7 protein-coding genes, 1 tRNA gene and 4 pseudogenes are annotated in these 9,889 nt (G+C 41.9%); 5 read left to right on the top strand and 7 right to left on the bottom strand.

Translation table 11 applies throughout. The features are described 5' to 3' along the window. Nucleotides 1-17: 17 nt before the first annotated feature. Nucleotides 18-91: transfer RNA gene (locus P8O70_11510), tRNA-Arg, on the top strand. On the opposite strand, the gene folD is transcribed toward P8O70_11510, so the two are convergent. Then, complete coding sequence (folD, locus tag P8O70_11505) at nucleotides 91-1,005, bottom strand: bifunctional methylenetetrahydrofolate dehydrogenase/methenyltetrahydrofolate cyclohydrolase FolD (GenBank protein MDG2197492.1); 915 nt, start codon at nucleotides 1,003-1,005, stop codon at nucleotides 91-93. The two genes, P8O70_11510 and folD, sit on opposite strands and share 1 nt — an antisense overlap. A 51-nt stretch (nucleotides 1,006-1,056) precedes the next feature. Here folD and P8O70_11500 point away from each other — a divergent pair, with 51 nt between their 5' ends. From P8O70_11500 to queC, 3 genes are all read left to right on the top strand, one after another. Next, complete coding sequence (locus P8O70_11500; protein ID MDG2197491.1) at nucleotides 1,057-2,130, top strand: hypothetical protein; 1,074 nt, start codon at nucleotides 1,057-1,059, stop codon at nucleotides 2,128-2,130. A gap of 22 nt (nucleotides 2,131-2,152) precedes the next feature. Continuing rightward, complete coding sequence (gene queA / locus P8O70_11495) at nucleotides 2,153-3,208, top strand: tRNA preQ1(34) S-adenosylmethionine ribosyltransferase-isomerase QueA (GenBank protein ID MDG2197490.1); 1,056 nt, start codon at nucleotides 2,153-2,155, stop codon at nucleotides 3,206-3,208. Between the two features lie 62 nt (nucleotides 3,209-3,270). Beyond that, on the top strand, nucleotides 3,271-3,966 hold the full coding sequence (queC, locus tag P8O70_11490) for a 7-cyano-7-deazaguanine synthase QueC (GenBank protein MDG2197489.1): 696 nt from the start codon (nucleotides 3,271-3,273) through the stop codon (nucleotides 3,964-3,966). A gap of 29 nt (nucleotides 3,967-3,995) precedes the next feature. On the opposite strand, the gene murJ is transcribed toward queC, so the two are convergent. Further along, nucleotides 3,996-5,621: a murein biosynthesis integral membrane protein MurJ gene (gene murJ / locus P8O70_11485; protein MDG2197488.1), complete on the bottom strand. Its 1,626-nt coding sequence runs from the start codon at nucleotides 5,619-5,621 to the stop codon at nucleotides 3,996-3,998. Between the two features lie 156 nt (nucleotides 5,622-5,777). Continuing rightward, the gene (miaA, locus tag P8O70_11480) at nucleotides 5,778-6,701 is read right to left on the bottom strand and encodes a tRNA (adenosine(37)-N6)-dimethylallyltransferase MiaA (GenBank protein ID MDG2197487.1); all 924 of its coding nucleotides are present in this window, start codon (nucleotides 6,699-6,701) and stop codon (nucleotides 5,778-5,780) included. 95 nt (nucleotides 6,702-6,796) lie between these two features. On the opposite strand from miaA, the gene rpsU reads away from it, so the two are divergent. Next, nucleotides 6,797-7,015: a 30S ribosomal protein S21 gene (gene rpsU, locus P8O70_11475; GenBank protein ID MDG2197486.1), complete on the top strand. Its 219-nt coding sequence runs from the start codon at nucleotides 6,797-6,799 to the stop codon at nucleotides 7,013-7,015. A 92-nt stretch (nucleotides 7,016-7,107) separates the two neighbouring features. Here the strand turns inward: rpsU and P8O70_11470 are convergent. From P8O70_11470 to P8O70_11455, 4 pseudogenes are all read right to left on the bottom strand, one after another. After that, nucleotides 7,108-7,875, bottom strand: a pseudogene (locus tag P8O70_11470) (ABC transporter ATP-binding protein). 43 nt (nucleotides 7,876-7,918) lie between these two features. After that, a pseudogene (locus P8O70_11465) lies at nucleotides 7,919-8,570 on the bottom strand (ATP-binding cassette domain-containing protein). Nucleotides 8,571-8,629: 59 nt separating this feature from the next. Beyond that, a pseudogene (locus P8O70_11460) lies at nucleotides 8,630-9,278 on the bottom strand (branched-chain amino acid ABC transporter permease). A gap of 44 nt (nucleotides 9,279-9,322) precedes the next feature. After that, nucleotides 9,323-9,889 (bottom strand): annotated as a pseudogene (locus P8O70_11455) (branched-chain amino acid ABC transporter permease).

The following is a 9,889-nucleotide window of genomic DNA, read 5'->3' as shown; positions in this document are numbered from 1 at the left end:
AAATTCATCATAAATTTGCGTCTGTAGCTCAGTTGGATAGAGCATTAGCTTCCGAAGCTAAAGGTCAGAAGTTCGAATCTTCTCAGGCGCTCAACCAATCCTTTCAGCTGCAATTATAGTGTTTTCAATTAAAGCGCAAACTGTCATGGGCCCAACGCCACCAGGCACAGGAGTTATTGCCGAAGCTTTCTGCGATGCAGATTCAAAATCAACATCTCCACATAACTTACCTTTTTTGTTGGGGTCAAATGATGGGAGTCGGTTGATTCCGACGTCAATCACTACAGCATTCTCCTTAAGCATTTCGCCTGTAACAAAATTTGGTTGACCAATAGCTGCAATGACAATGTCAGCTTTTTGAACATGACTTTCAAGATTTCTAGTTCTGGAATGACAAATTGTTACTGTTGCATCCCACCCTTTTTGAGAAAGCAATGTTGCCAAGGGTCGCCCAACGAGATTACTCCGTCCTAGCACCACAACCTGCTTTCCAGCTGTTTCGACTTCATATCTTTTCAAAATTTCCAATACTCCTAAGGGTGTACACGAGATAAATTTTGGTTGGCCATTAGCGAGCAATCCAACATTTAGAGGGTTTAACCCGTCTACATCCTTTGCAGGGTCAATGGCCAAAACTGCTTCCTGTTCATTCATTCCGCCTGGCAAGGGAAACTGGCAAAGAATGCCATGCACCTCTGCTAAGTTGTTCAATTCATGAATAACCTTCAGCAATTCCTTCATAGTTGTTGAAGCAGGCAGATCATATGCCTTCGAAATAATCCCAATCTCCTCACATGTTCGACGCTTATTAGCGACATATACTACAGAGGCTGGATCATCCCCCACAAGAATGACCGCCAAACATGGGCTTATGTTAAGCTCTTTCTTAATTGCAAAGACTTCAGATTTCAATTCTGAGATAATTTGTTGACCTAACTCTTTTCCTGAAATAATGGAAGCCACCTGAAAATCTCCAAAAATACTACCCAATTGGGTGATCATCATTTAAATTTAAAAAACTTATCAAACAGAAAAATCTTTAAAAGGATCCTCAGTATGAATCCATTCGAGGCACTTGATGGACTTCATCAAAAAGCAAGCGCCAATTTTAGCTTCTTTGACCGTCTTGCCGTTGTTGAGAAGTATTCAATTGGGATCGAACAAGAACTCAAATATTTGCAAAAGAGCTCGGGGATTTTTGATCGAAAAGCCTGGCTGCTGCTGGAATTGAATGGAGTGGATGCTAAAAATTTTCTGCAGGGAATGGTCTCAGCAGATTTAGAGAAAATTGATATCAATCAAATTCAACCTGCCCTAATTTGCCAAAGCAAGGGGAAGATTCAACATGTTTTAGAGATATGGCGTACATCACGATATAGTTGGGTCCTAAGTAGCTATCCTGGGGAAGGTTTCCAAGTAGCCAATCTATTGGACAAGTTTCACATTCGCGAAAATTTTACATTCCAGCTCCTCACGCCCTCTATTTTGCGCTTGGATTTACGAGGACCGAGATCGCGAAATGTTTTAGAAATACTTGGGTTGAACGTGTCCAGCACCACTTCTGAAACTTCTTTGATCGATAAAAAGATTCTTTGTACAAAGCATCAACATCTTGGCGTTGAACACTACAGCTTATTGATTCCCGGAAAAGATGTTGAAGATGTAGCCAATAAACTTTTGAATCAAGAGGATTGCGGCTGGGTAGGTTGGGACGCATGGAACGAAATGGATCTCATCGAGTGCATTCCAGTCTTTGGTAGAGATTTTACGAATGACAACTTCGCTCAGGAAGCTGCCCTCAAAGACTATATCTCTTTCAATAAAGGTTGCTATATCGGCCAAGAGCCCAATGCAAGGCTCTTTTTTCGGGGGCGCCCACAAAAGCAATTAGTCAGTCTAACAATTCCAGCCTCAGCAACCATTTATGATTCATCAACATTGTTTTCTGGAACTGAGTTAGTTGGAGAGATTACCACCATCTCAGCCTCCAGACATGATGGAACTTACGTGGGGATGGCTATGGTAAAAACTAAGGTTCTCGATACACAAGACACCAAGCTATCCATTATTCCAGATGACCCAGAACCAACAATTGAATGGTCAAAATTACCCACCCACATCATGTGTTAACTCTTAGAACAGAAATTAGATTTTGAACATCTTGAACCCAGATTGGACACTTGGCTCTTACGATTTTTTTCTTCCCCCTCACCTGATCGCTCAGCACCCAGCTTCCCAAAGAGATCTCTCGAAATTAATGTATCTCTCATTGGAAAGGCATGTTTACTCTCATTATAGATTCGATGACATACTCCATTTGTTACCAGACGATATTGTATTAGTACTGAATAACACTAAGGTTCTTCCAACTAAATTACTAGGGAAACGGATGAGTGGTGCTGTACTAGAGGCACTTCTAACAAGGGAAATCCAAACCGGTAAATGGGAAGCTTTGATCAAAAAAGCTAAAAAAATCAAATCGGGAGAAACTCTTCTCTTCGGTAAGACTCTAAGAGCTCAAGCCACTGAACGCCTTGAAGATGGCAGTTGGGTACTTTCTTTCGAGGAACCGACGCAGCTTAGTGAATCATTGGAGATGGAGGGTTACGCCCCACTTCCACCATACATTTCCAGGAAAATTGAAGATGAATTAACAAGTTTAAGCGACAAGGAACGTTACCAAACTGTCTATGCCAAAAAGCAGGGAGCTGTGGCAGCACCCACAGCAGGTCTACATTTCACAAATGGTATTTTGGCAAAACTGACCGAACGAAAAATTCCAATTGAGGAATTGACCTTACACGTTGGCAGAGGAACATTCGAACCAGTGAAAGTGGATGACCCCAGGCGACACCAGATGCACAAAGAACGATACGAGATTGATGCAGATGTTTGGTGCAGATTGAATCACTACCAGAAAGAGGGACGGCGTATTGTTGCTGTAGGCACAACCGTGGTCCGAGTGTTGGAAACATTGGCTAGGCAAGAAGAACCCAAGTTAAGTGGAACCACACAGATATTTATTTATCCACCTTTTGAATTCAAGATGATACATGGGTTACTAACTAATTTTCATCTCCCCAAATCAACCTTGTTGATGTTGGTAGCATCTCTTTGTGGGAGGCAACGGTTGTTGTCGTGCTACGAAGAGGCAATTAGGCGAAAGTACCGCTTTTTTAGCTACGGTGACTGTATGCTGTTAATTTAATGCTTACCTATAAGTTGGGGAAAAACTTTGTATTATTAAAAAATTCTGACCCGAACTTGACGATGAATAATTCTTCTCAGGCCAAAATCGCACTTGTAGTTTTTTCAGGTGGTCAAGACTCCACAACATGCCTTTACTGGGCGCTCAAACACTTTGAAGAGGTGAGGACACTGACTTTCGATTATGGTCAGCGACATCGAATCGAGTTGGAGTGTGCAAAAAAGATTGCTCAATTGGCAAAGGTCCACAATGAAGTTCTATCAATCGACACTTTTACAGAATTAGGTGGAAATGCTTTGACGGGAAGTGAAGAGGTTGAAACTCATCAAGAAAACATTATCGAGGAAGGCTTACCGAACACCTTTGTTCCTGGACGAAATCTAATTTTATTGAGTTTTGCAGCAGCAAGAGCATGGCAATTGGGAATTGAAAACATCGTGACAGGCGTCTGTCAAACTGACTACAGCGGATACCCCGATTGTAGAAAAAACACAATTGAGGCTCTTCAATTAGCACTGAATCTTGGAATGGAAAGACAGTTTGTGCTGCATACTCCCCTGATGTTGTTAACCAAGGCTCAAACCGTCAGAATGGCTAAAGATTTAGGAGCTTTAGAAGCCTTATCTTTCAGCCATACTTGCTATAATGGGACTTTTCCACCATGTGATACCTGTCCAGCTTGCCACTTGAGGCAGAAAGGGTTTTCAGAGGCGGGAGTTATCGATCCTCTGATCAAAAGAGCTGAAGAAGTAACCTGATTTTTGGAGGGGGATTTCCAAACTTCCTGTCAACGCAATTTTTGAGGGCGTTTTCTCAATCTGTTCAACAAATCAGTTAAATAGGGATCTCCAGTCATTTTGAGGATAGCAAAATAGACTAATCCTGAACAAACCAGCATCGTTGAAAAGAGCAACCAGTTCATCGATGAGGCAGGGCCTAGTTCCCAGTCATTTTGTTGGCTGATACTCCAAACTCCGATCCCGATCAAAAAAGCTGAGCTGAAATATCTAGCCAAGACTTTCAAGGACAAGAATTTCTTCAAAGGCAGCTGTTTTCTTTGCAAAAGCCAGCATAACACTATGAGTTGTCCAAAAGTCCCCAAAGATAGAGCCAAGGCTAATCCAGCCACCTCCCAAATTCCACTCAACCACCACCCTAATCCTCCTGTAAGTATCATACTAAATAATGATGCTTTTACCGGCCCCTTGGTATCCTGCATAGCATAGAAGAGTGCCACCAACAATCGCACGGCCGCAACAGCGGGAATACTCGAGGCAAAAATCATCAAAGTGATTGCCGTCGCCTGAACATCTAGCCAAGTAAAAGCCCCGTGTCGAAAAAGAACGCTGACAATCGGTTCTGCCATCCCAATCAGACCGGCAGTGGCTGGTAAAACGATCAAAAAAGTTGTGTGAAAACTAAGTCTCAAAGTTTTCTCGACCTCTACCCAATCTGTTTTAGCTTTTTGAAGGCTAAGTTCTGGAAAACTTGCAGTGGCAATCGCAAAGGCGAACACACCTAGAACAAATTCTGTCAACCGACTTGCATTGTAATAATAAGACACTTGTCCATCCGGCAAAAAACTAGCGAGATTGCGCAAGATGATAATGTTGATTTGATAAACTGCTACTCCAAAAAGAGAAGGTCCTAACAATTTCAGTAGCCTTCTAATCTCTGGATCTAACCAGAAAACTTTTGGGAGCAGAGGTTGTTCAACCTTAAATAGTGAAGGAATTTGTAAAAAGACCTGAAGAAGCCCTCCAAGCAATACACCCCAACCCAACCCTTCAATGGGCCGCTCTAACCAAGGCGCTAATCCAATGGCACCACCAATAATCGCTAAATTCAAAAAGATTGGAGCTGCTGCTGGGGCTGCAAATCTTTTTTCAGCATTCAAAATCCCCATCGACCAAGCCACGACAGAAACCAATATCAAGTACGGGAACATCAAACGATTAAAATCAGTTGTTAGCTGAAATTTTTCAACATCTTCTGCAAAGCCAGCTGCAAACAACCATATAAGTTGAGGACTGAAAATCATCCCAAGTGCGCAGATCAGACCAGTGCCAAAAAGGACTAGGCCTAACACTCTGGAAGCAAAGCTCTTCGCTTCCTCAGCAGATCTTTGCTCCCGAATTTCGGTGTAAATCGGAAGAAATGCTAAGGTCATGGAGCCTTCGGCTGTCAACCTACGAAAGACATTCGGAATTGTGAAGGCCTGGATAAAAGCGTCTGTGATTAAACCCGCACCAAAAATGTTGGCGATGAAAAGATCCCTCACTGCACCCATGATTCTGGAGAGCAATGTAAATATAGTAACAACTCCAGCACTTTTCAAAATGCTCACGGAGATGCTTGTTTGATCTTTTGGTGTTTGTTTTTTTGTAGAAATAGGATTTGGCGGTCCCGGCATAAATTTTCCCGGACTAAGGGAGACGGGATTAATCGAATTTCGTCACTGAAGAGACTCATCAGCAAACTGCAATTGATGATCCCCCTTAAGAAATCAAGTTAGAATCCAAACCACTGAATCAGGATTCTACTGTTTGTCCTTCTTGACTAAGCAAAGTCAATGATACGCATAAAGAAAAGCTTCCGTTGCTTGAAAAACTTGTTCTCTTTTGTTGATTTCAAACCATTTCAGACTTTTTTCTTGGCGAAACCAAGTAAGTTGCCGTTTAGCAAAATTCCTCGTTTTTTGTTGAATTTCTTCGACCATCTGATTGTAGTTTATTTCACCGTTGAGGTAAGAAATGATTTGTTTGTATCCAAGCCCGTTAAGAGGTGAGAGTGAGGGTGAATAAAGCTCCAGCAAAGCTTTGACTTCCTCCATCCAGCCAATTTTCAACATGGCTTCAGTTCGCAGGTTAATTCTTTGGTAGAGGGCGTCTCGCTCCCAGTGAACACCAAAGATCATTACTGGAAACCGAGTTGTCTGATTGCCAAACTTACTTTTTTGAAAAGAACTCATTCTTTTTCGTGTGGCACGAAAGATCTCAAGACCTCTTTGTACTCTTGTAGCATCACGAGGTGAAAGTCTGGCCGCCAGCTCTGGATCACACTTGGCTAATTCTTGATAACACTCTTCAAAACCCTTTATTTTCCAGTCATTCAATACTGACTGCCTAATTGCTTTGGGTATCGGAGGCATCTCGTCCAATCCATAAATTAGCGCCTTGTAATAAAGCCCCGAACCACCCACAAAGATTGGTATCTTCCCAACCTCTCCCAGTTTGTTTAGCGTAATTTCAGCATCACGGGCATACTGGCCAGCTGAATAATGTTCATCAAGGTTGCAAAGGTCGATCTGATGATGTGGTACTGCTAATTGCTCCACTTTAGTAGGTTTCGCAGTCCCAATATCCAAACCCCGATAAACCTGCATTGAGTCTGTACAGACGATCTCGCCATCAATTTTTTGAGCAAGTTCTAAAGCTAGATCACTTTTTCCACTTGCGGTTGGACCAGTGATGATAATGGAGGCAGGAATCAAAGGGGTCTGAATTCTTGGGTTGTCAAGAAAAGATTTTGTGTTAGTATTATTTATTTAAATCAACCGTAATGCAAATCTATCAGTAAATGAGGAGAATGCCTGTAAATATTGATGTTCGGGACGGGAATGTCGGCAAGTCAATGATGCAATTGAAGAGAACTTTGATTCGAGAAGGCTTGTTTAAAGAATTGAAAAAGAGAAAATTCTACATCAAACCCTCTGTTGCAAAGCGTTTGAAGCGTGAGGCTGCAGAAAAGCAGCGAAACAAGGATTTGAAAAGAGAATTGCGAGCAGCTCAAAAAGCGGACTTCTAGGCTCACACTCCTCAAAGCCCACTCAATTATTTTTGGGTGGGCGCAAAACCTCAGCCACGTTCTTCCTTCAATAAATAAACAAATTCTCAGACTTAAAGATATTGCTCACGAAGTTGCTTGTTGTACCGAACTACAGCTGCTGAACCTGAAAAAGCTATCTCTCCACTATCCAAAATCACCGCACGATCAGAATACTGGAGGACGGCCATCGCATCTTGTTAAACAATGATCGATGTGATCCCCAAGTCACGAATGTCCACAACAATCCTTGCAATCTCCTCCCGAATTACAGGTGCAAGTCCCTCATAGGGTTCATCCAGCATCAATAACTTTGGATCTCTTGCCAGCGCTCCAGTTACTGCAAGCATTTGCTGCTCACCTCCAGAAAGTGTCACTGCTTCCTGTTTTCTTCTTTCCGCCAGTCTGGGGAACGATTCATAAATTCACTCAAAGGACGAGCTATGTGGCTCTACGATTTGAGCTAATTTGAGATTTTCCTCCACGGGCAATCCCCCAATGATTCTACGATCTTCTGGAACTAATTGTATTCCGCGTTGAGCAGCCTGATATGAAGTCATTTCATGAATGGGTTGGTGATCCAACCAGATTTCTCCATATCTCAAGCTTGGAAGATCTGTCCTGGCAATCGTTCTTAATGTAGAGGTCTCACCTGCTCCATTGCGTCCAAGGAGTGCTAAAACCTCTCCCTCTCTGATATCAAAACTGATATTTTGTACGACGTAACTTTCACCGTAATAAGATTGTAATTCCCAACAGGAAAAATAGGGTCTGCGCTCAGTTTCTGGCTTTCGATGGTAGGGGTGTGCATTATCAAATTTAGTAGTTTCTGCCTCAGGCATGGCTCTCTCCTCCCAGATATGCTACTTTGACCTTAGGACTGTTTCAAATTTCATCTGGAAGCCCTGTAGCGATCACATGTCCCTGGGCAAGAACAGAAATTCAATCTGAAAGGCTAAATACTAAATGCATATCATGCTCAATAATGATCCTAGTAATCCCCCGCTGATTTGTTTTTGAAAGGAATTCAATCGTCCGGTTCGTATCAATTCTCGACATTCCAGCAGTGGGCTCATCAAGTAGCAGCTATTTTGGTTTCTGAATTAGGCTCATCGCCAACTCAAGCCTTCTTTTGTCCCCCCTAGATAAACTACCAGCATGATGATGAAGCATGCTTTTCATATTGAGATCTACCAAAATGCTGTCTGCCTCTTGGTGTAGGCTCTTCTAAGACAGCATACTTGTGAAAGCATTGAAGCGAAATTCTCCACCTCTCTTGGAAAAGGCAGAAATCATCACATTCTGGAGAATCGTCAGATCTTGGAAAATTTCAGGGGTTTGAAATACACGAACAATCCCAGCCTGGTTGATCTCGTGGGGTTGCTTCCCAGTCATCAATTGACCATCGAACATTACTGTAACCGTATCAGGGATCAGCTTGCCAATACAAACATTTAGAAAGTTGATTTACTGCCCCGTTAGGGCCAATGATTGCGTGAGTCTCCCCTTCCACTGCATCAAAAACAACTTCATTCAGGGCTTTGAATCCTCAAAAGCTCTTGTTGACACCTTGGACGTCCAGAACCTTTTTGCTCATCAAGACTCCTGAGTTTGTAATGATTTAGAAGTCAAGGGACTCTTATCAAGCTTCTTAATCTTATTTTTAAGTTTGGTTATGCCTTCGATAATTCCACCAGGTAGAAATATTACAATTATCATGAACAAGGCTCCTAATGTTAAATGCCATCCGTCCCCAACAAAGATACCAACAATTTTAACAACCGGTTCAACTAACACATCAGGAAGAAAATTAAATGTATCCATCAATAATTGATCATTGAATGATGAAAAAAAATTCAAAATATTTAATTAAAACAATACATACAAATGGTCCAAAGAGAGTTCCAACACCACCAATAATTATCATTAATACTACTTCACCAGATGCTGTCTACTGCATCTTTTTAGCACCTACGAGGGGATCCGTAACTGCCAGAATAGCTCCCACTATTCCAGCATACATCACAGAAACTACGAAAGCAGTCGGCATGTAAGGTCTTGTATTGAAGCCTGTGTGCATCATCCGAACTTGATTTGACTTAATCGCTCTTAATGCTAACTCAAAGGGAGAGTGAGTGATTCTCATCACAATGTAAAAAGTAAAGATCATGATCACTGCACAGAAGTAGAATCCACTAAAACCACTCATACTTAGTCCAAAGAAAGTAGTTGATGGTAGTCCACTTTCGACTGATACGCTTCCAACCAGATTATCCAATATTCTACTGCATAAATAATGATTTGATCAATGCTAGGTATTATACTTTTTACCTCATTCATTGAAGCAAAAGACTGGAGTATTCCTAGTATAAATCCCACAAGAACTGCCCCCTCAAGTGATCCCATCCCACCAACAACAACTACCACAAAGGAGAGTACTAGAAAGTCCATTGCGATGTGATAGTCGGGAGGTAATATTGGAGTATACAATACTCCAACCTTTCCAGCCACAATCGTAGCCAATCCAAAAATGATTGTGAATCTTCTTTCTATATTTATACCTAGGAGGCCAACTGTCTCACTATCATACATGCCAGCACGAACAAACATTCCGTGTGTTGTAAAATTTAGGAATGAAAAAACACCGGTTACGGTGACCCCTGCAAACACCAAATAAATAAGACGCCACCAAGGGTAAATTACATTATCCCCAAATCTAAACCAAGCACCCACTGAAGCCGACCCAGAAACAATCTCTGGATCAATTATGGGAATTGGATTTGCTCCGTAAAATGCTTAAATAATTCCCTGTGAAACGATCGCCAATCCAAAAGTTACTAAAATTTGCTCAGCATG

The organism is SAR324 cluster bacterium (genome assembly GCA_029245725.1).
GTDB lineage: Bacteria > SAR324 > SAR324 > SAR324 > NAC60-12 > JCVI-SCAAA005.
Note: the sequence above shows the minus strand (reverse complement) of the source record. Positions and strands in the feature narration are given on the sequence as shown.

What these genes read in the sequence shown, in the direction of transcription:
- folD (MDG2197492.1), bottom strand. Translation starts at nt 1,005, where the DNA reads ATGATGATCACCCAATTGGGTAGTATTTTTGGAGATTTTCAGGTGGCT.
- P8O70_11500 (MDG2197491.1), top strand. Translation starts at nt 1,057, where the DNA reads ATGAATCCATTCGAGGCACTTGATGGACTTCATCAAAAAGCAAGCGCC.
- queC (MDG2197489.1), top strand. Translation starts at nt 3,271, where the DNA reads ATGAATAATTCTTCTCAGGCCAAAATCGCACTTGTAGTTTTTTCAGGT.
- murJ (MDG2197488.1), bottom strand. Translation starts at nt 5,621, where the DNA reads ATGCCGGGACCGCCAAATCCTATTTCTACAAAAAAACAAACACCAAAA.
- rpsU (MDG2197486.1), top strand. Translation starts at nt 6,797, where the DNA reads ATGCCTGTAAATATTGATGTTCGGGACGGGAATGTCGGCAAGTCAATG.